General features: G+C 47.0%; 27 protein-coding genes, 11 tRNA genes, 1 rRNA gene and 1 other annotated feature. Of the genes, 34 read left to right on the plus strand and 5 right to left on the minus strand.

The features are described from left to right. Positions 1–76: 76 nt before the first annotated feature. The 17 genes from CZ379_RS08395 (at position 77) to CZ379_RS08475 (ending at position 11594) form a co-directional block, all read left to right on the plus strand. Positions 77–721 (plus strand): adenylate kinase, encoded by a 645-nt coding sequence (locus CZ379_RS08395; RefSeq protein WP_110931232.1) that lies wholly within the window; start codon positions 77–79, stop codon positions 719–721. 3 nt (positions 722–724) lie between these two features. Then, positions 725–1477 (plus strand): type I methionyl aminopeptidase, encoded by a 753-nt coding sequence (gene map, locus CZ379_RS08400; protein WP_110931233.1) that lies wholly within the window; start codon positions 725–727, stop codon positions 1475–1477. Positions 1478–1480: 3 nt separating this feature from the next. Further along, positions 1481–1795, plus strand: a complete 315-nt coding sequence (locus tag CZ379_RS08405) for a KOW domain-containing RNA-binding protein (RefSeq protein ID WP_110931234.1) — start codon at positions 1481–1483, stop codon at positions 1793–1795. Positions 1796–1797: 2 nt separating this feature from the next. After that, the gene (infA, locus tag CZ379_RS08410) at positions 1798–2013 is read left to right on the plus strand and encodes a translation initiation factor IF-1 (protein ID WP_059040336.1); all 216 of its coding nucleotides are present in this window, start codon (positions 1798–1800) and stop codon (positions 2011–2013) included. Between the two features lie 259 nt (positions 2014–2272). Then, positions 2273–2386, plus strand: coding sequence for a 50S ribosomal protein L36 (rpmJ, locus tag CZ379_RS08415; protein WP_068779123.1), 114 nt, complete (start codon positions 2273–2275; stop codon positions 2384–2386). Positions 2387–2407: 21 nt separating this feature from the next. Then, a complete protein-coding gene (gene rpsM, locus CZ379_RS08420) occupies positions 2408–2776 on the plus strand; it encodes a 30S ribosomal protein S13 (protein ID WP_110931235.1) in 369 nt (122 codons plus the stop codon). Positions 2777–2795: 19 nt separating this feature from the next. Continuing rightward, entirely contained in the window at positions 2796–3191 is a 396-nt protein-coding gene (gene rpsK, locus CZ379_RS08425) for a 30S ribosomal protein S11 (RefSeq protein WP_110931236.1), read from the plus strand. A 130-nt stretch (positions 3192–3321) separates the two neighbouring features. Next, on the plus strand, positions 3322–4266 hold the full coding sequence (locus CZ379_RS08430) for a DNA-directed RNA polymerase subunit alpha (protein ID WP_110931237.1): 945 nt from the start codon (positions 3322–3324) through the stop codon (positions 4264–4266). Positions 4267–4302: 36 nt separating this feature from the next. Continuing rightward, a complete protein-coding gene (gene rplQ / locus CZ379_RS08435; protein ID WP_019635795.1) occupies positions 4303–4668 on the plus strand; it encodes a 50S ribosomal protein L17 in 366 nt (121 codons plus the stop codon). Between the two features lie 303 nt (positions 4669–4971). Then, the gene (gene truA, locus CZ379_RS08440; RefSeq protein ID WP_110931238.1) at positions 4972–5739 is read left to right on the plus strand and encodes a tRNA pseudouridine(38-40) synthase TruA; all 768 of its coding nucleotides are present in this window, start codon (positions 4972–4974) and stop codon (positions 5737–5739) included. A gap of 101 nt (positions 5740–5840) precedes the next feature. Further along, the gene (locus tag CZ379_RS08445) at positions 5841–6254 is read left to right on the plus strand and encodes a TFIIB-type zinc ribbon-containing protein (protein WP_110931239.1); all 414 of its coding nucleotides are present in this window, start codon (positions 5841–5843) and stop codon (positions 6252–6254) included. A gap of 250 nt (positions 6255–6504) precedes the next feature. Next, positions 6505–6942 carry a 50S ribosomal protein L13 gene (gene rplM, locus CZ379_RS08450; protein WP_110931240.1) on the plus strand — a complete coding sequence of 146 codons (438 nt, stop codon included), beginning with the start codon at positions 6505–6507 and terminating at the stop codon, positions 6940–6942. Positions 6943–6962: 20 nt separating this feature from the next. Beyond that, entirely contained in the window at positions 6963–7355 is a 393-nt protein-coding gene (rpsI, locus tag CZ379_RS08455) for a 30S ribosomal protein S9 (RefSeq protein ID WP_110931241.1), read from the plus strand. 290 nt (positions 7356–7645) lie between these two features. Beyond that, on the plus strand, positions 7646–8338 hold the full coding sequence (locus CZ379_RS08460; RefSeq protein WP_110931242.1) for a phosphoadenylyl-sulfate reductase: 693 nt from the start codon (positions 7646–7648) through the stop codon (positions 8336–8338). Positions 8339–8378: 40 nt separating this feature from the next. Further along, on the plus strand, positions 8379–9548 hold the full coding sequence (sat, locus tag CZ379_RS08465) for a sulfate adenylyltransferase (protein ID WP_110931243.1): 1170 nt from the start codon (positions 8379–8381) through the stop codon (positions 9546–9548). Positions 9549–9633: 85 nt separating this feature from the next. Beyond that, entirely contained in the window at positions 9634–10404 is a 771-nt protein-coding gene (cwlD, locus tag CZ379_RS08470; RefSeq protein ID WP_110931244.1) for an N-acetylmuramoyl-L-alanine amidase CwlD, read from the plus strand. Positions 10405–10463: 59 nt separating this feature from the next. Further along, on the plus strand, positions 10464–11594 hold the full coding sequence (locus CZ379_RS08475; RefSeq protein WP_110931245.1) for an Mrp/NBP35 family ATP-binding protein: 1131 nt from the start codon (positions 10464–10466) through the stop codon (positions 11592–11594). 72 nt (positions 11595–11666) lie between these two features. Here the strand turns inward: CZ379_RS08475 and gerD are convergent, their stop codons facing one another. Then, the gene (gene gerD / locus CZ379_RS08480; protein ID WP_110931246.1) at positions 11667–12488 is read right to left on the minus strand and encodes a spore germination lipoprotein GerD; all 822 of its coding nucleotides are present in this window, start codon (positions 12486–12488) and stop codon (positions 11667–11669) included. Positions 12489–12617: 129 nt separating this feature from the next. Between gerD and CZ379_RS08485 the strand changes: the two genes are divergently transcribed. Continuing rightward, on the plus strand, positions 12618–13229 hold the full coding sequence (locus tag CZ379_RS08485; protein WP_110931247.1) for a KinB-signaling pathway activation protein: 612 nt from the start codon (positions 12618–12620) through the stop codon (positions 13227–13229). Positions 13230–13350: 121 nt separating this feature from the next. On the opposite strand, the gene pdaB is transcribed toward CZ379_RS08485, so the two are convergent. Then, the gene (gene pdaB, locus CZ379_RS08490; protein WP_110931248.1) at positions 13351–14160 is read right to left on the minus strand and encodes a polysaccharide deacetylase family sporulation protein PdaB; all 810 of its coding nucleotides are present in this window, start codon (positions 14158–14160) and stop codon (positions 13351–13353) included. 131 nt (positions 14161–14291) lie between these two features. Between pdaB and CZ379_RS08495 the strand changes: the two genes are divergently transcribed. The 14 genes from CZ379_RS08495 (at position 14292) to CZ379_RS08560 (ending at position 18539) form a co-directional block, all read left to right on the plus strand. Next, a complete protein-coding gene (locus tag CZ379_RS08495; protein WP_110931249.1) occupies positions 14292–14906 on the plus strand; it encodes a stage II sporulation protein M in 615 nt (204 codons plus the stop codon). Between the two features lie 238 nt (positions 14907–15144). Further along, positions 15145–15375 carry a hypothetical protein gene (locus tag CZ379_RS08500; RefSeq protein WP_110931250.1) on the plus strand — a complete coding sequence of 77 codons (231 nt, stop codon included), beginning with the start codon at positions 15145–15147 and terminating at the stop codon, positions 15373–15375. Positions 15376–15684: 309 nt separating this feature from the next. After that, positions 15685–17117, plus strand: a sequence feature (23S ribosomal RNA rRNA prediction is too short). A 169-nt stretch (positions 17118–17286) separates the two neighbouring features. Then, positions 17287–17403, plus strand: a 5S ribosomal RNA gene (gene rrf / locus CZ379_RS08505). Positions 17404–17409: 6 nt separating this feature from the next. Continuing rightward, positions 17410–17485, plus strand: a tRNA-Asn gene (locus tag CZ379_RS08510). Between the two features lie 3 nt (positions 17486–17488). After that, positions 17489–17564 (plus strand) — tRNA-Thr (locus CZ379_RS08515). A 29-nt stretch (positions 17565–17593) separates the two neighbouring features. After that, positions 17594–17668 (plus strand) — tRNA-Glu (locus CZ379_RS08520). A 183-nt stretch (positions 17669–17851) separates the two neighbouring features. Continuing rightward, positions 17852–17927: transfer RNA gene (locus CZ379_RS08525), tRNA-Val, on the plus strand. Between the two features lie 13 nt (positions 17928–17940). Continuing rightward, a tRNA-Gln gene (locus tag CZ379_RS08530) sits at positions 17941–18015 on the plus strand. 7 nt (positions 18016–18022) lie between these two features. Further along, positions 18023–18095: transfer RNA gene (locus tag CZ379_RS08535), tRNA-Lys, on the plus strand. Positions 18096–18107: 12 nt separating this feature from the next. Then, a tRNA-Leu gene (locus tag CZ379_RS08540) sits at positions 18108–18192 on the plus strand. A gap of 6 nt (positions 18193–18198) precedes the next feature. Then, a tRNA-Gly gene (locus CZ379_RS08545) sits at positions 18199–18273 on the plus strand. A 9-nt stretch (positions 18274–18282) separates the two neighbouring features. Continuing rightward, positions 18283–18359: transfer RNA gene (locus CZ379_RS08550), tRNA-Arg, on the plus strand. 22 nt (positions 18360–18381) lie between these two features. Then, a tRNA-Pro gene (locus tag CZ379_RS08555) sits at positions 18382–18458 on the plus strand. A gap of 7 nt (positions 18459–18465) precedes the next feature. Next, positions 18466–18539 (plus strand) — tRNA-Gly (locus CZ379_RS08560). A gap of 239 nt (positions 18540–18778) precedes the next feature. Here CZ379_RS08560 and CZ379_RS08565 read toward each other — a convergent pair. The 3 genes from CZ379_RS08565 to CZ379_RS08575 all read right to left on the minus strand — a co-directional run bounded on the left by CZ379_RS08565 (position 18779) and on the right by CZ379_RS08575 (position 21312). Continuing rightward, positions 18779–19441: a TetR/AcrR family transcriptional regulator gene (locus CZ379_RS08565; protein ID WP_110931251.1), complete on the minus strand. Its 663-nt coding sequence runs from the start codon at positions 19439–19441 to the stop codon at positions 18779–18781. Positions 19442–19555: 114 nt separating this feature from the next. Further along, positions 19556–20584, minus strand: a complete 1029-nt coding sequence (locus CZ379_RS08570; RefSeq protein WP_110931252.1) for an ABC transporter permease — start codon at positions 20582–20584, stop codon at positions 19556–19558. Then, positions 20581–21312, minus strand: a complete 732-nt coding sequence (locus tag CZ379_RS08575) for an ABC transporter ATP-binding protein (RefSeq protein WP_110931253.1) — start codon at positions 21310–21312, stop codon at positions 20581–20583. Before CZ379_RS08575 ends, CZ379_RS08570 begins: the two co-directional genes overlap by 4 nt. Before the next feature lie 434 nt (positions 21313–21746). Here CZ379_RS08575 and ppc point away from each other — a divergent pair, with 434 nt between their 5' ends. Both ppc and sigW read left to right on the plus strand, forming a co-directional pair. Next, entirely contained in the window at positions 21747–24542 is a 2796-nt protein-coding gene (gene ppc / locus CZ379_RS08580) for a phosphoenolpyruvate carboxylase (protein WP_110931254.1), read from the plus strand. 257 nt (positions 24543–24799) lie between these two features. Further along, positions 24800–25372, plus strand: coding sequence for an RNA polymerase sigma factor SigW (gene sigW / locus CZ379_RS08585; RefSeq protein ID WP_110931255.1), 573 nt, complete (start codon positions 24800–24802; stop codon positions 25370–25372). The last annotated feature ends 124 nt before the right edge of the window (positions 25373–25496 follow it).

Here is a 25496-nt window from a genome sequence, read left to right on the forward strand (position 1 = left end):
TGGTCAACGAACTCTCCTGGCGCCTATTGTTCTGTTTTCTTAGCGAAGTGAACCAGTCTCGAAGGGAGTGCTTGACATGAACATTCTATTCATGGGACCTCCTGGAGCGGGAAAAGGAACACAAGCAGAGGCGATCGTTAACGAATTTGGCATTCCCCATGTATCGACAGGCGATGCATTTCGTCTGGCGATTAAGCAGGGAACACCTGTGGGGCTAAAAGCCAAGGAGTATATCGATCAAGGCCTGCTGGTACCTGATGATGTAACGGTTGGGATCGTTCGCGAGCGGCTTCAGCAGTCCGATTGCGAAAAAGGTTTCTTATTGGACGGATTTCCAAGAACCCTTTCGCAAGCGGAAGCGCTGGAGGAACTGCTTGGCGAATTGAACCGGAAGCTTACGCACGTCATCAACCTGAAAGTGGATCGTAACAAATTGCTGGCTCGTCTTACGGGACGACGGATTTGCAAATCTTGCGGCTCTACTTATCATGTGATCTTTAATCCTCCTAAACAGGAAGGTGTTTGCGATAAGTGCGGCGGAGAATTGTACCAACGTTCTGATGATAATGAAGAGAGCGTAGGCACACGGCTGGACGAATACATCAATAAGACAGCGCCACTTCTTCAGTATTATGAAGAGAAAGGGCTGCTGCGCGAAATTGATGGAGAACAGGAAATCGATACGGTAACGAAAGAAATCGTATCTCTACTGCGAGGTTAAGTAATGATCATTTGTAAATCCGAAACGGAACTAGGCTTTATGAGAGAAGCAGGGCGGATCGTCGCGGAGACGCACAGGCTCATGGCACAATCGATTGAGCCCGGGATTACGACGGGGGAACTCGATCAGATTGCTGATAAGTACATTCGCAGTCAAGGCGCGGTGCCGTCTTTCAAAGATTACAACGGCTTTCCTTACAGCATTTGCGCTTCGGTTAACGAAGAATTGGTACATGGATTTCCCGGCAAACGCAAACTGAATGAAGGCGACATTATTAGTCTTGATATCGGTGCGGAGTATCGCGGTTATCATGGAGACTCGGCATGGACGTATCCGGTTGGCGAGATTTCCGATGAGGCAAAGAAGCTTCTCGAAGTCACTGAAGGATCTCTCTTTGCTGGCCTTGAGCTCGTCAAGCCAGATGTTCGCTTATATACGATATCGCATGCTATTCAGCGTTACATTGAAGATGCAGGATTCTCGGTCGTTCGGGAATATGTCGGTCACGGCATTGGAGCGAAACTTCACGAGGAACCACAAATTCCGAATTACGGTATTCCAGATCGTGGCCCGCGCCTGAAGCCAGGCATGGTTCTAGCTATTGAACCGATGGTCAACGTAGGTAAGCGGTATGTAAGAACGCTGGAAGATAATTGGACAGTCGTTACAGTTGACGGCTCGCTCTGCGCTCACTTCGAGCATACCGTGGCAGTTACGGCTAACGGTATGGAAATTCTCACTAAGCTGGACGTATAGGCGATGAAGGTGAATCACCGCTCTGAAGCCAAGGTCGGCCAAATGGTGAGAGTGTTGAAAGGCAAGGATGCCGGGACGGTTGCAGTTGTTGTAGCGATTGTGGACGCCAAGTTCGTACTTATCGCCGATGGGAACAAACGAAAGTTTGATCAGCCTAAAAGGAAGAATGTACAGCATCTCGAACTTTCGCCAGTCATTAGCAGCGAGGTTGTTCACAGTTTGCAGGAAAGCGGACGGGTAACGAATGCGAAGCTGCGCCACGCAGTACTTTCATTTGTCAAATCCGCCAATTTAAATGCTGAAGAGAAAGGAGACTGACTGTGGCTAAGGAAGATGTCATTGAAGTCGAAGGTGTAGTTATAGAACCACTGCCGAATGCTACTTTCAAAGTTGAGCTTGAGAACGGTCATCAAATTCTCGCTCATGTTTCCGGTAAGCTGCGGATGCATTTCATCCGTATTCTGACGGGAGATAAAGTGGTCGTTCAACTATCACCGTACGACCTGACAAAAGGTCGTATTACTTACCGTAAATAGATACCATACCAATTATAACAATTGTGTGGTATGATATTCAGGTTGAGTAAGTTTATCATCGCAAAGAGTTTTGCGATAATCTGTGAAACGAAGTTTTCTCAAAGTTAGTTTTACATCCGTAAAACTAACCTAATTCTTACGAAGAGAGTTTTGCTTTGCAAAACAAGCTTGAGGCTTTCGAAGTCAGTTTTACATCCGTAAAACAGTCAATCCTTACGAAGAGAGTTTTGCTTCGCAAAACTTTAGGGAGGTAATCAACATGAAGGTAAGACCTTCTGTAAAGCCTATCTGCGAAAAATGCAAAGTCATTCGTCGCAAAGGCCATGTAATGGTAATCTGTGAAAATCCTAAGCACAAACAAAAACAAGGTTAATAGAAGGGGGTGTAGCGTAAAATGGCTCGTATAGCTGGTGTGGACTTACCACGTGACAAACGCGTTGAGATCGCCTTGACTTACATTTTCGGAATCGGTAAAACGACTTCCCAGAAAATCCTGAGTACTACAGGCATCAATCCGGACACTCGTGTTCGTGATTTGACGGAAGATGAGGTTAGCAAACTACGCGAAACGATCGACAGAGAGGTTAAAGTTGAAGGTGACCTGCGTCGTGAAATTTCCTTAAATATTAAACGTTTGATCGAAATTGGCTGCTACCGTGGTGTACGTCATCGTCGTGGCCTGCCTGTTCGCGGACAACGTACGAAAACGAATGCCCGTACTCGTAAGGGTCCTCGTCGTACAGTAGCGAACAAGAAGAAATAAGAAGGGAGGATAACAGACAATGGCTAAACCAAAAAAAGTCGTACGTACTAAACGTCGTGACCGTAAAAATATTGAGACCGGTGTTGCGCATATTCGCTCCACCTTCAACAATACAATCGTAACGATTACGGATCCGCATGGTAATGCGATCTCTTGGGCCAGCTCCGGCGGCCAAGGGTTCAAAGGTTCCCGTAAATCTACTCCATTTGCTGCTCAAATGGCTGCAGAGACAGCTGCTAAAGCGGCAATGGAACACGGCATGAAATCCGTCGAGGTTATGGTTAAAGGTCCTGGAGCCGGCCGTGAAGCCGCTATCCGTTCCCTGCAAGCGGCAGGCCTTGAAGTTAACATGATTAAAGACGTGACTCCAATCCCGCATAACGGTTGCCGTCCTCCAAAACGCCGTCGTGTTTAATGAAGTTGCATAAAGTGTGGTATAACAACATTGCAACTTGGTAACAATGGTTGTTTAGGCATACTACATGATACACTTCAAGAGACATGGCAGTTTTTTAGGAACGACGTTTTGAAGGAGGGGTAATTTCGTGATAGAAATCGAAAAGCCGAAAATTGAGACCGTAGAAGTTAACGATGATGGCACCTATGGGAAATTTGTAGTAGAACCACTTGAGCGTGGATATGGCACCACTCTGGGTAACTCGCTGCGTCGGATTTTGCTCTCTTCTCTACCGGGTGCAGCGGTAACCTCGGTCCAGATCGATGGCGTTCTGCATGAATTTTCGACCGTTCCAGGTGTAATGGAAGACGTTACGGAGATCATTCTGAATCTGAAAGCTCTCTCTCTCAAAATCCATTCGGACGAGGAGAAAATCCTTGAGATCGATGCGGAAGGCGAAGGAGTTATTACGGCAGGTGATATCCGTGCGGATAGTGATGTAGAAATCCTGAATCCGGAATTGCATATTGCTACGCTTGAGCCGGGATCAAGGCTTCACATGCGCATATTCGCAGGCCGGGGGCGCGGTTATGTTCAGGCAGATCGGAACAAACGAGATGATCAACCAATTGGTGTCATTCCTGTTGATTCGATCTATACCCCGATTGCACGTGTCAACTACGTTGTAGAGAATACGCGGGTTGGCCAAGTGACCAACTACGACAAGCTTACGCTTGAAGTGTGGACAGACGGCAGTATCAAACCAGAAGAAGCGGTAAGCCTCGGAGCTAAGGTTTTGACCGAGCACCTTTACTTGTTCGTGGGTCTCACGGACGAAGCGAAGGACGCAGAAATCATGGTAGAGAAGGAAGAGGACAAGAAAGAGAAAGTGCTGGAGATGACCATCGAAGAGCTGGATCTTTCTGTTCGTTCTTACAACTGCCTAAAACGTGCCGGTATCAATACCGTGCAAGAGCTGACGACGAAAACCGAAGAAGATATGATGAAAGTTCGTAACCTCGGACGCAAATCTTTGGAGGAAGTCCAAGAGAAGCTGGATGAGCTTGGACTCGGACTTCGTACGGAAGAATAGATTGCTTGAATCGTTTTAGCGAAGGAGGGAATACACATGGCATACCAAAAGTTGGGCCGTAACTCTAGTGCACGTAAAGCTTTGTTCCGTGACCTGGTAACTGACCTGTTCTTGTACGAGCGGATCCAAACGACAGAAGCGAAAGCAAAAGAAGTTCGTTCGATCGCTGAGAAGCTCATTACAAAAGCAAAACGCGGAGATTTGCATGCCCGTCGTCAAGTAGCAGCGTTCGTTCGCCGCGAATCGATCGATGGAGAGCAAGATGCAATCCAAAAGCTGTTCACTGAAATTGCTACTCGTTACTCTGAGCGTCCAGGCGGATACACTCGTATCCTGAAGCTGGGACCTCGTCGTGGCGACTCTGCCCCTATGGTTTATCTTGAACTGGTAGACCGGGCTTAGTTCTTCGTGAATGGTCTCTATTTTCCCGCGAGGGGACATAGCTTATTCATAAAGAGAGCGACTGCGTGAAGGGGCCTAGACTCCTGCTCTGCGGCTTTCAGCCCCGAACGAGCCTGGGTGGCTTGAACGGGGCTTTGCTCTTATAGGAGAGCAGTAGCGCATCCGTTTGCGGCGCGCTCTGACCTCTATTTATATGTGATGCAAAACTCTCTGTATGCAAGCCTAAATATGGCTCATTCGCTCGGAGAGTTTTACTTTTTTGAAGGATGAAATGAAGTAAGGGCCAGGAAGGTGGCAAGGTTGTTGCGTAATTTACTAATGACGGTCTGTTATGACGGAAGTAGTTATTATGGCTTTCAGACGCAGCCTGGCGGCAACACGATTCAAGATTGCTTGGAGGCGGCTATACGGAATCTAACGGGCGAGGTAGTCAAAATCCATGGGTCAGGCCGTACGGATGCAGGTGTTCATGCTCGGGCACAGCCGTTTCACTTTATTACCTCATCGCAAATTCCGGTGGAGCGCTGGTGTCTTGCGTTAAACGCACGCTTGCCTTCAGATATTCGTGTAATGGGTGCTGAAGAGGTCGATCTTGACTTTCACGCGAGACGCTCGGCCAAACGGAAGACATACCGTTATACGATTAATGCTAATCGGGTTCCTGACGTATTCCAAAGAAACTATCAACTTCACCATCCGGGAAAATTGGACATTTCAGCAATGCAGCAAGGCTTGAGTTATCTCATAGGAACACATGATTATACCTCGTTCGCTTCTCGCCATTCGACAAAAGCAAGTCATATAAGGACGATCGATGAAGCTAGAATCGAGGTGGATACCTCCTTGGCGAAGCCGGCTTCCCGAGATCAAGGAGTAGTGCATTTGTATATTAGCGGCAATGGCTTCCTCCAGCATATGGTTAGAATTATTGTAGGAACGCTGCTGGAAGTAGGCCAGGCTAAACGCCCTCCAGAGCAGATGAAGCAAATCCTTGAAGCGATGGATCGCAAGGCGGCTGGCCCAACGGCAGAGAGTAAGGGGCTTATGCTGTGGAGCGTGGAATATGAGTAAATGTACAAGGCCATTGTGATATTTTTGGTGGATAGTTTATGAAACGATCTTGTCAATGAAACGTATCATACTCAACAAATTTCTAGGAGGGCTGCATTATTATGAAATGTCCTGTATGTAATGATGTTCGTATGAGAGAAGTTGAGAAGGATGGCGTGTTAATTGATGTTTGTCCAGACTGCAAAGGTGTATGGCTGGATCGAGGAGAACTAGAGAAGCTGCTTGGCGAGATTCGTGAACTGCGGCCGGCGTTTGATGAATGGTACGAGAGCCGGGAAGGCGGACAAGTCAATCAACGGAGCGAGCATCAGTATCGCCAGCCATCGCCTGACCCCAATTATAATCATGGATATGGGGCGCCCCCTTCGCAGCAGAGTTATAACCCGGGATATGGCAACCAATCTCCGCAGCAAGGCTACGATTCCCGCTATCATGAAAGCAAATATAATAAGAAGCAGTATAAATATAAAAAGAAGAAGTCCGTTCTGGACGTGCTGGGAGACTTATTCGACTAAAGTCCACATATATTGAACTTACTCGTTAAAAAAGACTTGCGTAATAAATTTGCATCCTGTAAAATATAAGTTGTGTTTTCTTATGGCTATCCCACAGCCCCCAATAAGAAGACAATACAACCATGATAAATTTAATGCTATTAAGCATACGAACGAAGATAAATTTACCAGCGCCGTTCTGCGCCCAAAGAGCATGAACTACTCTGGTATCTATGAACCATTTCGGACGAGAATGAAGGAGGATCTTTACATGCGTACCACCTATATGGCTAAGCCAAGTGAAGTTGAACGCAAATGGCATATCATCGATGCCGAAGGCAAAACGTTGGGCCGTTTGGCAAGCGAAGCTGCTGCACTCATTCGCGGCAAACACAAACCAGAATTTACACCTCATGTTGACGGCGGAGACTTCGTCATCGTAATCAATGCAGAGAAAATCACTCTAACAGGAAACAAAATGGAGAACAAGAAGTACTATCGTCACTCCCAGCACACAGGTGGTCTTAAAGTGACGGTTGCTCAAGACCTTCTGAAAACAAGACCTGAGCGCATGATCGAATCTGCCGTTCACGGCATGCTTCCAAAAACTCGCCAAGGTGAGAAAATGAAGCTGAGATTGAAAGCATATGCGGGTACTGAGCATCCACATGCAGCACAAAAACCTGAAGTTTACGAACTTCGCGGATAATTAAAAGGGAGGACAGTTTCATGGCAAAAGTACAATACTATGGGACAGGTCGTCGTAAACATTCGGTAGCTCGTGTTCGCCTTGTACCGGGTGAAGGACGCATTGTCATCAATAAACGTGATATCAATGACTACTTCGGTTTGGAAACTCTCAAACTGATCGTTAAACAACCACTTAATTTGACTGAAACAACTTCAAGCTACGACGTGATCGTTATTGCTCACGGCGGAGGTATTTCTGGTCAAGCCGGAGCAATCCGCCACGGTATTTCCCGCGCTCTGCTCAAAGCAGATCCGGAATTCCGTCCTGCGCTTAAGAAAGCAGGCTTCTTGACTCGTGACCCACGCATGAAAGAGCGTAAGAAATACGGTCTTAAAGCGGCTCGTCGTGCACCACAATTCTCGAAACGTTAATATCAACGTTTACAGCCTGTTCCAGTTATTCTGGAACAGGCTGTTTTTTATGCTAATAAATGACCTAGTGAGTGTAAGTGCATGTTTAAGTTGATATTTTGACTAAACTGATATGATGTATTAGATCTATTCGATAAGTAAACTCAGCTCTTGCTTGTAAGCAGGAGCTTTTTTCTTTTGTTCATATTGACATATTGTTAAAAAGTTCTATACTTTAAATTATAATTCAAATCTGTTTAGTAGGATTATTTCCTTGTTTATGTAAGTTTAACGCGAGGGGGACAAAATTGATGAATTTATTGGAAAAAGAACAGTTGATTCAGACGAAAGCGGAAGAGTTCGAGAATGCATCGGCTGAAGAGGTAATAGCTTGGGCGATACAGACGTTTCCGAATATCACGTTTGCCTGCAGCTTCGGAGCAGAGGATGTTGTTCTGGTCGACATGGTGCAAAAAATCAGTCCATCGACGGACATATTCTATTTGGATACGGACTTTCACTTTAAAGAAACCTACGAAACGCGCGATAAGATGGTTTCCAAGTACAATCTTGAATTTGTTCGTGTATCTCCGCTAATTACGCCGGAGGAGCAGGCGGCTCAGCATGGGGAGGAACTATGGAAAAGCGATCCGAATGCCTGCTGCAACATCCGTAAGGTAGAGCCGTTAACCCGAGTATTGTCCGGATACGATGCCTGGATCACGGGGATACGCCGCGATCAGGCACCTACTCGTGCCAATGCGAAAAAAGTAGAGTACGATACGAAATTCGGTCTGGTTAAATTTAATCCGCTAGCGAGCTGGACATCCGAGGATGTATGGGACTACATCCGGGCTAACAATGTGCTGTATAACCCGCTGCATGATCAGAATTATCCGAGTATCGGTTGCGAGTACTGCACAAGACCCGTTATGCCGGGAGAAGATCCGCGGGCAGGACGATGGTCAGGATCAGAAAAGACAGAATGCGGACTTCATAAATAATAGGGCACGGTACACATATTAGGTACAGGGAGCGATGGAAATGACAGCAATTTTGCCGCACGGTGGCAAACTGGTAAACCGGATTGTCTCAGGTGAGGAAAGAGAGAGGCTGCTCGCATCTGCGAAGGAGCTTCCAACGATTTTGATTAACGCATGGACGATTTCCGATTTAGATCTGATCGGTGTCGGCGCATTTTCTCCGCTGGAAGGATTCTTGAACAAAGAAGATTATGAATCCGTGGTTCATAAGATGAGACTGGCGGACGGCACGGTATGGAGCATTCCGATTACCTTATCGGTAAGCGAAGAGCAGGCTAAGCAATTAGAAATCTCCAAGCGAGTAGCCTTAGTAGGTGAAAAGGATAGTGTTGTATACGGACTTCTGAATGTACAGAGTGTATACAAGGTGGATCAAGCCGAAGAAGCCAGGAATGTATTTAAGACGGAAGATATGGAGCATCCAGGTGTAGCTAAGCTATTTGAACGCTCGCCTTATTACGTAGGCGGTTCGGTACAGGTGCTGAATCGACCGCAACCGGAACGTTTTGGCGAGTTTTACTTCGATCCGGCGGACACGCGGCGTTTATTTGCCGAGAAGGGCTGGAGAACCGTAGTTGGATTCCAGACACGTAACCCGGTGCATCGCGCGCATGAATATATCCAGAAGAGCGCGATGGAAATCGTGGATGCGCTGTTCTTGAATCCGTTAGTCGGAGAAACGAAGTCGGATGACGTTCCAGCAGATGTACGGATGAAGAGCTATCTCACATTGCTGGAGAATTATTACCCTGCTGACCGTACCTTCCTTGGGGTATTCCCGGCTGCTATGCGTTATGCGGGGCCGCGAGAAGCGATATTCCATGCGATGGTTCGCAAAAACTACGGCTGCACTCATTTTATTGTTGGTCGCGATCATGCGGGTGTTGGTGATTATTACGGAACTTATGAAGCGCAAGAAATTTTCTTGAATTTCACGCCGGAAGAGCTAGGGATCTCCCCATTATTCTTCGAGCACAGCTTCTTCTGTACGACATGCGGCAATATGGCTTCCAGTAAAACCTGCCCGCATCCGAAGGAATCTCATTTGACTTTGTCCGGAACGAAGGTAAGAGCATTGTTGCGCGACGGCGTATGCCCGCCGCCAGAGTTTACTAGACCGGAGGTAGCTAAAGTATTGATCGAGGGCATGAGTCATCAGGTCATCATTTAATGCCATAATTTGATATGAGGTATATTTGTCCACCTCGTCCCATATAGATGATTAGAATCATTATGGGTGCGGAGGTGGCTTTTTTATGGGCTCACGAGATAAAGTGACGCTATGGATTTCCATAGGTCATATCAAAAAGCTGATGCTCGGCCTCGCTTTGCTGGGCATGCTCTGGGGGATCGCGTTCTATGAAGTTCCAGCAAGGAATGCTTGGAATTATTGGAGCCTGCCCTTGGCAGGAGTGACCGTAGCCCTGGATGCGGGCCATGGTGGACCGGATGGCGGAGCGGTAAGTCGGCAGGGCCTTATTGAGAAGGATATTAATTTGGCTGTGGCTCTCTATTTACGGGATTATTTGCAGCAAGCTGGTGCTATTGTTGTCATGACTAGAGAAGATGATCGGGACTTGGCTGATGAAGGAACGAAAGGCTATAGCAAACGAAAAACCGAGGACTTGAAGCGGCGAGTTCGTTTTATAGAAGAGAAGCAAGCGAAGCTGTTAGTCAGCATTCATATGAACAGCGTGCCGTCCAGCCGATGGAGCGGAGCGCAAACCTTCTTTACTTCGGCGAATGAGAACAGCTATGATTTAGCCTATCTCATTCAGGAGGAGCTCATACGGAACTTGGAGAATAGCGATCGCGTTGCAAAGCAGAACGACAAGACAGTCTATATGCTGGAGGCCGTAAAAGTTCCTGCAGCACTTGTCGAGGTCGGCTTTTTGTCCCATCCAGGGGAAGCGGCAATGCTCGGTAATGAGCAGTACCAGCGTAAAGTAGCCGCATCGATCTATCAGGGAATTCTAAGATATAGCTCTGGCGAGAAGGGAAAAAGGGCAAATGAGAGCGGAGAGTGATATAATATACATAATTTAAATTAAGCAACACGATATGATACGAAGTCGAGGTGTTGTCATTGTTATCCAAGGAGCATATTCAAGCGGCCTTGCGCCCTATTGCCGAGCCAACATTGAAACGAAGCTTGGTGGAGCTGCAATGGATTCGCGATATGATGGTGAAAGAGGATCGTGTTTCTCTGACGGTAGTTTGCCTGGAGAAGGATGATGAAGAGACGCGTAAGCTGCTAGAGCAGGAAATTCGCGATCGTCTAGCGGGTGCCGGGGTCAGTCATGTACATATCAGATTCCGGGAGGCGTCCGAACGGGAACGTGAGGAGGTCGCTGGCGGACAGGAAATGAAAGAAAGCAGAGGAACGGAAGAGCCTTCCGATGATGAGGTGCTGCAAAAAGGACATGCTGCAGGCCTGGGGAATCTGCCGATCCTTGATCCGAAGGCCGGTGTAAAGTTTATTGCTATCGCCAGCGGTAAGGGCGGCGTAGGTAAGTCTACCGTAACCGTGAATTTAGCGGTTGCGCTTGCACGGCTCGGACAACGTGTCGGATTAATTGATGCAGATATGTACGGCTTCAGCGTGCCTGATATGATGGGCATTGAGGAAGTGCCTAACATCGATGAGGGAGCGATAATTCCTGTAGAACGCTTTGGCGTTAAGGTCATGTCGATGGGCTTCTTTATTCGAGAGAATAATCCGGTCATTTGGCGCGGACCTATGCTGGGGAAAATGCTCCGGCAATTTTTCGTTGACGTGGAGTGGGGAGAACTCGACTACGTGCTGCTTGATCTGCCGCCAGGAACCGGAGATATAGCGCTTGATGTGCATCAGATGATTCCGCACAGCCGCGAAATCATCGTGACGACGCCGCACGCAACCGCCGCTTTCGTTGCCGCACGCGCGGGAGCGATGGCATTGAAGACCGATCATGAGATACTTGGCGTAGTTGAGAATATGGCTTACTATCAGTGCTCGGGCTGCGAACAAAAGGATTATATTTTTGGACGAGGTGGCGGGGCGCGTCTCGCGGAGACGCTGCACACGGGATTGCTCGCGCAAATTCCGGTAGGCGCACCGGACAATCATCCTGCCGAGCCTGACTTCTCGCCATGTGTTTACAAGCAAGACAGTGCAATTGGTCAAATATATGACGAGATTGCCCAGCAAGTCATGGATAAATATGCAAAGGACTGACCGATATAGGTCAGTCTTTTTTTGTACTTACATAGGCGCATTGATCCGAAGCTGGTGATGAAATCTATACGGCTATCCACCGCTACCGCTTTCTCCGCCACCACCACCGCCGGAGCCGCCGCCTTGTCCCCCTTGGCTGCCACCACTACTTTGACCGGAAGAAGGTTCCTTCTCCAGCTTAGGCTGTAGTTGCTCTTGCACGACTGTCTTTAACAGCTCCATCACCTGCATTTTAAATAACGGGCTCTGCATCGCCTCTTGCATGACTGTCATGGACTGTTTGCGGAAGTCAGAGGTTTGGGTAAGATCCAGGAACATCTTCATGACCTCAGGCGACTTCATGATTTCACTGATTGATTTTTGATACGTCGGATCTTTAATTAATTGCATGTGCAGCTCTTTATTCTGCGAATTGATTACTTTGGCGAAATCACCGGCGAATTTAGGATCGGTCATTATTTTTTCAAACTCTTTTTTATATTCCGGAGAAGTGATGGTTTCCTTTACTGCCATGCGAACCTGTTCGGAGGTCTGAGTAGGCAGGATCATTTTGATCCCCATGCTGCCGCCGCCCGATCCAGAACCTTTGGAGCTACTAGAGCCTGATTCCTCAGAGCTGCCGCCCGAAGATCCAGAACTGCTGCCTTCACCACTGCCCGATTCGGAGCTGGAACCTCCGGATTGTCCCTCGCTGCTCTCGGATGGGGGGGAGCTCAGTGCTTCATAGATCGCTTTCTTTCCTTCATCGGTCTTAAGTATGTCAATCATCATGGACTTGGTTTCTTTATATCCCCCGCCTTGGGAAGAAGAGGAGCTTTGTTCAGAACCGCAAGCCGTCAGCGGAAGTGTACAAATACATATAAGGCATATCCATCGATAATTCAGCCACTTCATGGTTCCTTCCTCCTTCATCATCATCGCTGTTTGTAGTATGCGGACGTGAAATAGGAATTATCCCCTTGAAAAGCATGGTGTTTTACCGGAATCGTTGGTAAAATAATTCGTTAGTGGGGGTGTGAGGTCTTGAATTTAAAAAATTGGTTGTATTTGTTCTGGACCACGTTGCTGGTCGGAGCAGTTGGATCGTTAGCCGTCGGTTTAATTCTGCAATGGACGGATACCGTGCAATTAAACGGCGCAGTAGATTTTTTGGTGAACGTTGGCATTTTGCTCGGAGTAGGCATTATGGTTAGCGTATATTCCCAGATGGGCTTTTTTGCTTATTTGATGATCAACTATATGGGAACGGGCGTATTCTCTAGAAGAACCTGGCAGTATGTGCAAATCGTGCTCACTGCGCTAGCGCTGCTTGAGCTGATGTTCTTCCGGACGTTTGTCGGTGAGGGGCAGGGCGGCAACTCGGATATCATTCTCAGCGTTATTATACTTATTGTGGCTTGTGCCGTAGCTTTTTATAAGGCCAAGCTTACCAATGGAACCGCGTGGATTCCAACCTTGTTCTTCATGATCGCCGTGACGATTGTAGAAATGATCGGTGTGCTTAAGATCGGTGTTAATGCGGCGACAGCCTGGATCGTTGCTCCTCTCTTGGCTTGCAATGCTTTCCAGATACTGATTCTGCACAAAGTGTTAAAGCCTGCTGGTTCTGCTGCGCCTGCACAGAGCCCGCAATAAGGGGCGAGGAAGCAAAGGAAAGCTCAGTACTATGCTGGGCTTTTTGTTTTAGGAAAAATAAAGAAAAAGACTCCCGTCAAGCGGAAGTCGATCCAAGCTTTCCATCGTCTTACTGAGTCGGCTACATGCCGGCAGCCAAATCAATTTGCTCCTGAATCCAGGCTTGATCCCTGACTTGGACGCCTTTGACTCCGGCTTCCTGAAGGAGATCAGAGACAGTGACGAACTCATATCCTTTTTTGCGCAGCTCATCAATAATTGTTGGGAGAGCTTCGTGCGTCTGCTTGACTGAGTCGCTGGCATGCAATAAAACGATATCACCTGGATGTGCTTTATTGACTACCCGATTGACGATTGTGTCAACGCCTTTGTTCATCCAATCCTGAGAATCGGTATCCCATTGAATTACTTTGTAACCAAGAGTGCTGGCAATTTTCAAGACGCGTTTATCAAAATCCCCGTTTGGCAGGCGGAGCAAGGTTGGTGATTTTCCAGTTAAATCGGTTAAAATAGAGTGAGCTGTCGTAATTTGTCTCTTGATTTCTTCGTCATCGAGTTCACTGTAATTGACGTGCTTATGGCCGTGACTGCCAATTTCAAAGCCTTGCTGTTGAATGGCCTTGACGATTTCCGGGTGGCTCTTGCTCCATGGGGAAGATAGGAAAAAGGTCGCCTTTGTTACCTCCTTCTCTTTCAGGACTTGAAGAATCGGCTCTGTTCTCGTATCCCCCCAGCTGATATCAAAAGTCAATGCAATGACCTTCTTATTCGTGGATACACTATAAATGGCCGAAGTATTGCTCTCTTCAGAGAATACCGTGATGTTCCCTTTCTCTACATAGACTACACCTACTGCAAATAGGGCCGCAGCGAAGACAAATAAGAATCGTTTGATCTTTTTTCCATTGAGGACGTAGAAGAAATTATTCATAAGTTATGCCCCTCTCGTATCAAATAAATTTGTCCATTGTTACAATATATGCTCGTACCTTCAGGAAATATTCCCGCTCTTGTCCGGAGGCAGGGGGAGATCATTAATAACTTATATAATAGGAGGAACAAATGTCATTTCGTCGCTTTATTCAGGATCTGATTCAATATCGGGTGATGATATTCGTTGCACTTGGACTTTTTATCGCAGGAATTATTATGGGAGTAGTCCTTACGGATGAACTCAGTGCGCTAATAGCCCCGCAAATAGAAGCGCTGCAAGAGGTGAGCGGGAAATTGTCGAACTCATCTTCACCGGAGCTGAGCTTCTTTATATTTATCTTTTTAAATAATGCCGTGAAAAGTTTATTCATTATGGGGTTAGGCGCGCTGTTCGGCTTTATGCCGATTGTGTTCTTGGTCATGAATGGGATGGTATTGGGATTTTTGGTTCATGCGGCCTCGGCTCAAGGGGCTAACATGTTCGATTTGATCGTGAAAGGATTGCTGCCGCACGGGATTATAGAAATTCCAGCGATTGTGGTTGCCGCTGCTTACGGGCTGCAGTTTGGTTATTTGGTGATGAAAAGCTTGGGAGAGCTTGGCGCCAGGGATCGTCATGAGCGCAGCGTGAAGTGGGGAATGTTTTTTCGGACGGCGGGAACAGCAGCCATCTGGATTACGGTGGCCTTATTGGTCGCGGCTATGATCGAAAGTACGATTACATTTCATTTGGTTAAAACATAAAAATTATATAAGCATTCATATTTTTCCTAAAAATTGTGCATACCATTAAAGCGGTTCAAAAGACCGAGTTTCTTATTTTGTAAAAAAGGTTAATCATCGTTAACCAACAGAGATGAGTTTCAAGATTTTGAATTTTAAGGGAAATATTGAAATTCATCTTGGTCAAATAGGGGCTGGGAGCATAGTGCCATCAAATCCTGCACCAATCGTAACTTAGTTGAAAGAGGAGCTGTGAGCCATGTTGGGTATGTTATTTAATGAAAAAGAATGCAAGGAACTTGATTATGTACTTCGTAAGGAACTAGATGAGATGCTGCTGGATATGAGCGACAATCGTCTTGATCAGGATATCAGACATGCGATTGCGAATCGATACAAGACTGTATTTCGAATGTATGCTCGGTTTGCCCCCTCGAAAGAACTCTCCAAATATGCACGAAGAGCAAGTTTCCCACAAGCAAGACAATAAGATTACAAAGGGTATTGACTTAAGAGTGGCAATTGTGATAAATTATCAATCGTGCCTCTTTTGAGGGACGGGATAGGGTCGTAAGAGTTTTATAAAGGAATTAAAAAAGTTTCAAAAAAACTCTTGCGAAAACCTAGCTGAGTATGTTATATTATAAAAGTCGCCGCTGAAACATGGCGACGCGCGAGAAGTGAAGTTGATCTTTGAAAACTGAACAACGAGTGAGCGGGTTTCACGGAAGTGAAATCTAAAAATAGAGTCAGATGCAAATCTGATCTCGTCAGATTCAAAATGAGCAAGTCAAACACTTAGCTGAAAGAGAAATTGCCTTCGGGTAAAACTTCCTTTCACCTTTAATGGAGAGTTTGATCCTGGCTCAGGACGAACGCTGGCGGCGTGCCTAATACATGCAAGTCGAGCGAAGTTATTTTGGAAGCTTGCTTCCGAAATAACTTAGCGGCGGACGGGTGAGTAATACGTAGGCAACCNCAGGTAGGCGAGAAGAGAATTCTAAGGCGCGCGGAAGAACTCTCGTTAAGGAACTCGGCAAAATGACCCCGTAACTTTGGGAGAAGGGGTGCCCCGGTAGTGTGAATAGCACGAGGGGGCCGCAGTGAAAAGGCCCAAGCGACTGTTTAGCAAAAACACAGGTCTGTGCGAAGCCGTAAGGCGAAGTATACGGGCTGACGCCTGCCCGGTGCTGGAAGGTTAAGGGGAGCGGTTAGGGAGTAATCCCGAAGCTGTGAACCGAAGCCCCAGTAAACGGCGGCCGTAACTATAACGGTCCTAAGGTAGCGAAATTCCTTGTCAGGTAAATTCTGACCCGCACGAATGGCGTAACGACTTGGGCGCTGTCTCAACGAGAGATCCGGTGAAATTTTAATACCTGTGAAGATGCAGGTTACCCGCGACAAGACGGAAAGACCCCATGGAGCTTTACTACAGCTTGATATTGAACTTTGATGCGATTTGTACAGGATAGGTGGGAGCCTAGGAATCCGGAGCGCCAGCTTCGGTGGAGGCATCGTTGGGATACCACCCTGATCGTATCGAAGTTCTAACCTAGGACCGTGACCCGGTTCGGGGACAGTGTCAGGCGGGTAGTTTGACTGGGGCGGTCGCCTCCTAAAGAGTAACGGAGGCGCCCCAAGGTTCCCTCAGAATGGTTGGAAATCATTCGTAGAGTGCAAAGGCAAAAGGGAGCTTGACTGCGAGACTGACAAGTCGAGCAGGGACGAAAGTCGGGCTTAGTGATCCGGTGGTACCGCATGGAAGGGCCATCGCTCAACGGATAAAAGCTACCCTGGGGATAACAGGCTTATCTCCCCCAAGAGTCCACATCGACGGGGAGGTTTGGCACCTCGATGTCGGCTCATCGCATCCTGGGGCTGAAGTAGGTCCCAAGGGTTGGGCTGTTCGCCCATTAAAGCGGTACGCGAGCTGGGTTCAGAACGTCGTGAGACAGTTCGGTCCCTATCTGTCGTGGGCGTAGGAAATTTGAGAGGAGCTGTCCTTAGTACGAGAGGACCGGGATGGACGCACCGCTGGTGCACCAGTTGTTCCGCCAGGAGCATAGCTGGGTAGCTACGTGCGGATGGGATAAACGCTGAAAGCATCTAAGCGTGAAGCCCTCCTCAAGATGAGATTTCCCAATTTAGTAAGACCCCTTGAAGACGACGAGGTTGATAGGCCTGAGGTGGAAGTGCAGCAATGTATGGAGCTGACAGGTACTAATCGGTCGAGGGCTTATCCAATTCCCTATATGAAGTAGGGCTAACACGCAAATGGTTGTTTCGTATCCAGTTTTCAGGTGATCAAACATCTGAAATGCAGTTTAAGCTGCATGTTTGTTCTAAGGTCTGATATTTTGCTGTAGCAGATCGAAGAAGTGAATGCAGTGCAAAAATCACGTTTGGTGGCAATGGCGGAGGGGTTCCACACGTACCCATCTCGAACACGACCGTTAAGCCCTCCAGCGCCGATGGTACTTGGACCGCAGGGTCCTGGGAGAGTAGGACGTCGCCAAGCGGATGTTCCCTGATAGCTCAGTCGGTAGAGCACTCGACTGTTAATCGAGTTGTCACAGGTTCGAGTCCTGTTCGGGGAGCCATTTGCTCTCATAGCTCAGTAGGTAGAGTGCATCCATGGTAAGGATGAGGTCACCGGTTCGATCCCGGTTGAGAGCTCCACTGTCTTTGCTTTGTGCAGTAAATAATCCGGCCCGTTGGTCAAGGGGTTAAGACACCTCCCTTTCACGGAGGTAACAGGGGTTCGAATCCCCTACGGGTCACCACTATCTTTAATGCTACGAGCAGGGTATGAGAAGCCCTTAAGGGTTCGTCGGAGCATGAGCGTCGTTAGCAATAACATCGCAGTCTCGAACGAAGTAAGAGTATCCCCTACGGGTCACTACTACTTTTATTAGCATCAGGTGAGGATGAGAGTCCCGCAGGTGGCAAGACCACTGCCTACATACGGAGGCTTAGCTCAGCTGGGAGAGCATCTGCCTTACAAGCAGAGGGTCAGCGGTTCGATCCCGTTAGCCTCCACCATTAGAAATTTTATTGGGGATTAGCCAAGCGGTAAGGCAACGGACTTTGACTCCGTCATTCATAGGTTCGAATCCTATATCCCCAGCCATTTGTATGAGCCATTAGCTCAGTTGGTAGAGCACCTGACTTTTAATCAGGGTGTCGAAGGTTCGAGTCCTTCATGGCTCACTTTTAAGAAATGCGCGTGTGGCGGAATTGGCAGACGCACTAGACTTAGGATCTAGCGTCTTCGGATGTGGGGGTTCAAGTCCCTCCACGCGCACCAAGTTTTGCGGACGTGGCTCAGCGGTAGAGCATCGCCTTGCCAAGGCGAGGGTCGCGGGTTCGATTCCCGTCGTCCGCTCCATATGAATATGCGCCCTTAGCTCAGCTGGATAGAGCGTTTGACTACGAATCAAAAGGTCGGGAGTTCGAATCTCTCAGGGCGTGCCATTTATTCTTAATACATCATTATCGGGACGTAGCTCAGCTTGGTAGAGCACCTGGTTTGGGACCAGGGGGTCGCATGTTCAAATCGTGTCGTCCCGACCATAATGATGCGGGTGTAGTTCAATGGTAGAACTCCAGCCTTCCAAGCTGGTAGCGTGGGTTCGATTCCCATCACCCGCTCCATAAATAAACAATACTGCCTTGTTGGCAGTTTTTTTGTTTTATAGCGGCTAGAGAAAAGAATCGACAATGGTTCGGCCGTCCGTGCAAGCTGTATGATCCATCCGCGATGATCGTGAATCATTGGAGTTACAGCAGCCTAAAATATCGTTGCTGGATAATTGGATAGAGAATAAGAATAGCCCTGTTACCACGACGGTAGCAGGGTTGCTTTTTTACAGATTTATCTTGTTAACAACAGTTTATTGTTTGGGAGATATCCCATCCATAATGAGTTGAATCGTATCGCGAATTTCCTGCTCTTCGTCCCAGGATTCATCAGGGAAGATGAGAAAGCGAGTAATAAACAGCCCAACCATCGCAGATGCGCTAAATCGCAGCAGGGAAGGCGTAGGCATCTCAATGATTTGCCCTTTATCCTTGAAATGCTCGACAATTTCACTAAATCTTTGGAACACTTTGCTGCCGATATGCTTTTTGAATTCATTTTGCAGTACAGGTTGAAAAGGAATTTCCTGCAGCAAAATTTTGATGATTTTAAGATGCTTTCGCGCGAAATTTATGCGGTTGACCGCCACTGCGTAAAGAAAATCCTCGATCGTCGGGTAATTCGACTCCAGCACCTCTTTGAAGTCATTCCAGACAAAGGGAGCGATGAGCCTAGTCATCATCGGGGAGACGATAGACATGAGCAGGTCCTTCTTTGTTTTATAGTGGCGAAAGATCGTCCCTTCGGCTACTCCTGCCATCTGGGCGATTTCGCTGGTGGAGGAGGCTGCGTATCCCTTCTCGGCAAAAATCTCCACTGCAGCCTGAATAATTTTAATTTGCTTCTCTGTCAGTTTGCCTTCATCTATTTTAACGATTTCCTGAATCCATTGTTCTAACGAATCTTGTTGGTGCATCGAATGTATCCTCCTGAAAAGCAGTGAAATTGCGAATGAGCATTTACGAATGAAATAACATTACGAATGACATCGTCATACTACTTAAATAGTATCATAAGCCTTGAAAGAATGTTATATTTTGCGGTGCTTGCGCAAAGCCGCGATGTTCAGGAGTATAAACAATACAGAGAATCCCGCCAGTACAATAACGTTCCCGGCAATCGCATCCCAGCCCTTGCCGCGAATCATTACATCGCTTAAGGCGTTCGTTCCATAAGTCAGTGGCATGATGAGCCCGAGCTTCTGAAGCCAAGCGGGGAGAGTCTCAAGGGGAAACAAGCCGGACAAGAAGAGCTGTGGAACGATAATCAAGGGAATAAACTGAATCATCTGCAGTTCATTGTTGGCGTAAGCCGACAGCAGTGTGCCAAGAGTTAAAGCAGTCATCGACAATAATAACGTTAGCAGAAGGACGTAAACAAAGGCTCCGGTCATTAGTATGCCGAGCACCTTAATGCAGAACCAGGAGATCAGCAGCGCCTGTATGATCGTAAAAATACCAAAGCCTCCGATATACCCAAGAACCAGCTCCCAGCGACGCAGAGGGGTCGATAAGAGGCGCTCCAGCGTACCGGTGGTACGTTCACGGAGGAAGGAGACACCCGAGATTAGGAAAACGAAAAAGAAGATAAAAAAACCGATTAAAATCGGCCCGAATTGATCGATTGCGGTCATGTTCTCCGAACCGTGCAAGTACGTAATATTCAATTTTTCTGTATTCATGTCGGGCTGGAGGCCCTCACCTAATTTTTGCAGCAGCATAATGACCGCTTTATTTACGGAAGGATCACTGCCCTCCAGCACTATCTGCAGGCTAGCGCCTCCGAGTGTCACAATGGCATCGATATTGCGATCATCCAAGGCCTGTTCTGCAGCTTCTAGACTCTCATAGTTAATCACGATGGCTTGCTGCTGTTCCATTTGATCAACAAGTATATCCGGAACTCTGACGACTCCGATATTAGATTCGTATTCCGAACCGTTGAAAACTAAGTTCATTAAAGAAAGCACAATGAGCGGAGCGAAAAGCAGAAGGGCAAGTGTTCTTTTGTCACGTCGAAATTGTCGTAAAATCCGCAGCATAATGGCCCAAATTCTCATGACTGAACACCTCCATAATGAATAAAGGCTTCTTCGATCGTAGTTTTCCCTGATTGCTCTATAAGCGCTGCTGGTGTATCGATGGCAATTAAATGTCCATCTCGGATCATGCCAAGGCGATCGCATTTTTCCGCTTCATCCATAACATGTGTCGTCATAACAATCGTCGTACCTTTGGCGTTTAGAGCTTTGAGTTCTGTCCAGATCGCTTGCCGCAGCAGGGGATCAATTCCTACGGTAGGCTCGTCTAAGACAAGCAGGGGAGGCTCGTGGAGTAGAGCAATGGCCAGCGAAAGCCTTCGTTTCATCCCTCCGGAATATTGATGAACCTTCTTATGTAGATGATCCTGTAGAGCAACGACCTCCATGACTGCAGAAATGCGTTGTTTGCGCCGCGCTCCTCTCAGGCCATATAGAGCGGCGTAGAAATCCAGGTTCTCCAAGGCGCTGAGCTCGTTATATAAAGCATCTGCCTGAGCCATGTACCCGATTTTTGATAAAATAGACAGGTTAGGCATAGGCGTATTAAATACTTCTATGCTTCCAGACGTAGTTTCATCGATGCCCGTGAGCAATTTGACGAGCGTTGTCTTTCCTGACCCGGAGGGGCCTAGCAAGCCAAAGGTTTCTGCGGGAATGACTTCAAGCGAAATATGTTCCAGTACGATTTTCTTGTTAAACTGTTTCGAGGCATCGTTAACTTGGATCAGGGGGCTGCTTCGAGCCATGGTGATTTCTCCTTTGTCCAATTAATGAGTGAGTACTCACTTCTAACTATAATTCTAATAAATAGTAATGTAAAGAATATGATTGAAAAGTTTTGTAGGATGAAAAGTGTTGAATAATGCTGAATTGTGTCATTTTCGCCGAAATATACTATTGCATTTTATTGCTTCACCGTGATAAGGTAAGTAATGGATTCTATGAATGTGTAATCTAAGTAATTACGGTTATGATGCATAATTATAAATATTTTTATGTAAAAATCTTGCCCCGTTAGGGCGATTATACTTTTATATGTATAAAAAGTCGTTAGAGGCTAGCAGCTACCTAAATTTTTCTGAAACTACTTTACAATAAAGTGGAGATTTTCAGAACAGTTTATTGTATGATAGTAGGAAGGCTTTAGAAAGACGGAATAGGGATGAAATGGGGGAGAAACATGACTGAATTAACAGTGACCGCAGGCAAAAGCAATTCAAACAACCTGCTTCGGCGCGACATCCGTTTTTTGGGCAATATTCTAGGAGAGGTCCTGGTTCATCAGGGCGGTAACGAGCTCTTAGATATTGTCGAGAAGATTCGTGAAGCCAGTAAATCGCTGCGGGCTGTATTTTTACCGGAATTGCATGATGAATTTAAAGATATGATTAATTCTCTTGAACCCGAAATTCGTCACCAAGTAATCCGTGCATTCGCTATTTATTTTCAACTGGTCAACATTGCGGAGCAGAACCATCGAATTCGCCGGAGAAGAGACTTGGAACGGTCAGCGGGCGAATCGGTTCAATCAGGTTCGATTGAAGCCTCTGTAAGGGATCTGAAGGAACGTGGATTTAATTATGCGGAGGCTCAGGAGATTCTGGAAGGAATGTCTTTGGAACTAGTGATGACGGCTCACCCGACGGAAGCGATGCGCCGGGCCATCCTGGACATTCATAAGCGGATTGCCGACGATGTCATGCAACTGGACAATCCAACGCTAACCTTCCGTGAGCGGGAACAACTCCGAGAGAAGCTGCTTATCGAAGTAATTACACTTTGGCAAACTGATGAATTGCGGGATCGCAAACCAACGGTTATCGATGAAGTGCGCAATGGAATGTACTATTTCCATGAAACGCTGTTCCAGGTGCTGCCTGAAGTATATTTAGAATTAGAGAGATGCTTGAGCAAGTACTATCCAGAGCATTTATGGCATGTACCTACCTATCTGCGTTTTGGGTCGTGGATCGGCGGAGACCGAGACGGCAACCCATCCGTAACGGCCGATGTGACATGGCAGACGCTAAAAATGCAGCGCAAGCTCGTTGTACGGGAGTACCAGCGTTATCTGGCAGAGCTATTTAAGCATCTAAGCTTTAGCACGACCATCGTGGATGTTACGAATGAGTTGGAAGCTTCGATCCAAAGGGATCGTCTACAGGTTACTTTGCACAAGACGCCGCAGTGGCTCAACGAGAAGGAGCCTTATCGGGTAAAACTTACTTATATGACGGAGAAGCTGCATAACTTGCTGGATGATTCCAAGAAGGGGACTCCGGAGCGTTATTCGGACGTTAGGGAGCTCATTAAAGATCTGAAAATTATCGACCGCAGCTTGCGTCACCATTATGCAGATTACGTTGCTGATACACATATTCAGAAGATGATCCGTCAAGTAGAACTGTTTGGTTTCCATACGGCAACACTGGATATTCGCCAGCATAGTCAGGAACACGAGAACGCGATGACGGAAATATTGGCGAACATGAACATCGTCAGCAACTACGCTGAATTGCAGGAAGAAGAGAAGATTAAGCTGCTTGAACGACTGCTCAACGATCCTCGTCCTCTAACTTCCCCTTATCAGGAATATAGCGAGAGTACTACAGAGTGTCTGAATGTATACCGCACCGTATTTCGCGCCCAGCAGGAATTCGGAAATCAGTGTATCACCAGCTACTTGATTAGTATGACGGAAGCAGCAAGCGACATTCTGGAAGTTATGGTCTTCTCGAAAGAAGTAGGCTTGTTCCGCAAGGAAGCGGATGGCACGGTTATCTGTACACTTCAATCCGTCCCGCTGTTCGAGACGATCGATGATCTTCATGCTGCACCTGGAATTATGAGCACTTTGTTCAGCATGCCGATCTATCGCCAGTCGGTAGCAGCGATGAATGATCTGCAGGAAATAATGCTTGGTTATTCCGATAGCAATAAAGACGGCGGAGTAGTGACGGCAAACTGGGAGCTGCGGGTCGCCTTGAAGCAGATTACTGCTGCCGCTAATGAGTACGGTGTGAAGCTGAAGTTCTTCCATGGACGCGGCGGGGCGCTGGGACGCGGAGGAATGCCGCTGAACCGTAGCATTCTGGTTCAACCGGCAGAGACGATCAGCGGAGGCATCAAGATTACGGAGCAGGGCGAAGTCATATCCTCTCGTTACTCCTTGAAAGGCATCGCTTATCGCAGTTTGGAGCAGGCTACCTCAGCCTTGATTAGAGCGGCGATTAATGCCAAGCTTCATCAAGATAACGATGAGAATGAACAAAAATGGGAAGAGATTAGTGCGGGTATTTCTGAGACTTCATTGAAAAAGTATCAGGACTTGGTATTCCGTGAGCCGGATTTCCTGAAATACTTCAAGGAATCTACACCTCTTCTGGAAGTCGGCGAACTGAATATCGGATCCAGACCATCGAAACGCAAAAATAGCGATCGTTTTGAGGATCTACGTGCTATTCCATGGGTGTTCGCCTGGACGCAGAGCAGGTATCTGTTCCCGGCCTGGTATGCGGCTGGAACGGGATTGTACCAGTTCTACCAGGATAATGAAGATAATCTAAAAGTGCTGCAAGAAATGTATGAGAACTTCTCCTTCTTCCGTTCGGTCATCGACACGCTTCAATTTGCGATCGTCAAAGCCGATCTGGTCATCGCCAAAGAGTACGCTGCGATGTGCGGTGATGATGAAGTGAGAGATCGCATTTTCAAACAGATCGAAGAGGAATTCTACTTGACGAAGGATATGATTCTGAAGATTACGGGACAAACGGATATTCTGGATCATAATCCGGGACTCCAGGAATCCATTCGCCAGCGTAATCCTTATATCGATCCGTTAAGCTATCTGCAGGTACAACTGCTTAGCGAGCTCCGCGCAATTCGTGAGAAGGATCAAGATGATCCGATTCTATTGCGTGAGGTATTGCTTACCATTAATGGAATTGCCGCCGGTCTTAGAAATACGGGCTGATGACGACGATATACAATTACAACAAACAAGCCGGAAACCTCTTATGATGAGGGCCGGTTTGTTTTTATTTACAGATATTTCAAAAAGTCGGCATTTGGAAGGCTGACATGACAGCATATCTTGCTTTTTGGACAAACATGAATTAACATTTGGAATGAAGTGCCGACGGCAAAGATGCCACGTTATTACGAGGCGCCGATGGCCGGACAGGCAGGGTGAAAAAATTGAAGCCCGTCCATGGATCTGGGGGAAATTCAATGGTAGATCATTTTGATGTGAGATTAGTGAAGCTAGCCCGCCAAGGGGATCAGGAATCTTTTGCCGACCTTGTGGATTTATATAAGGATAAAATATTTCATCTGGCCTACCGTATGTTGTCGAACCGTCATGAGGCGGAGGACATCGTGCAGGAGACTTTTTTACGTGTCTACAAAAATTGGCATCGCTATGATGAGAAGCAGAAGTTTTCCACGTGGCTGTACCGGATTGCCACTAATTTGTGCATAGACAGGCTGCGCAAGCGAAAGCCGAATTACTATCTTGATGCGGAAATGAACGATCAGGATGGCTTGGATGGGTATACTCTAATTCCTGGGGATGAACGGACGCCTGAAAGCGAATATTTGCTCTCTGAGACACAGCAGACGATTCATTACGCGATTGAAGGCTTGCCGGCGAAATACAAATCGGTCATTATATTAAGATATTTGCAGGAGCTGTCGCTAAGCGAAATTGGCGATGTGCTTGATATGCCGGTCACCACGGTTAAAACGCGGCTCCACCGCGGACGCGAATTTTTACGAAAAAAATTGCAGCATAAAGTTCTATAGTCTTTTACCGATGTATAGTAGGAAATATTTAGTTTTTTGAAACGTAATGCTGGACACAACGTATTGTATGGTAGGACGACTAGTTAAGCCGTGGTTTTTGGATTTTGCATAGATTTCACTGAAA

Origin of the sequence: Paenibacillus bouchesdurhonensis (assembly GCF_900155685.1) — a bacterium.
GTDB lineage: Bacteria > Bacillota > Bacilli > Paenibacillales > Paenibacillaceae > Fontibacillus > Fontibacillus bouchesdurhonensis.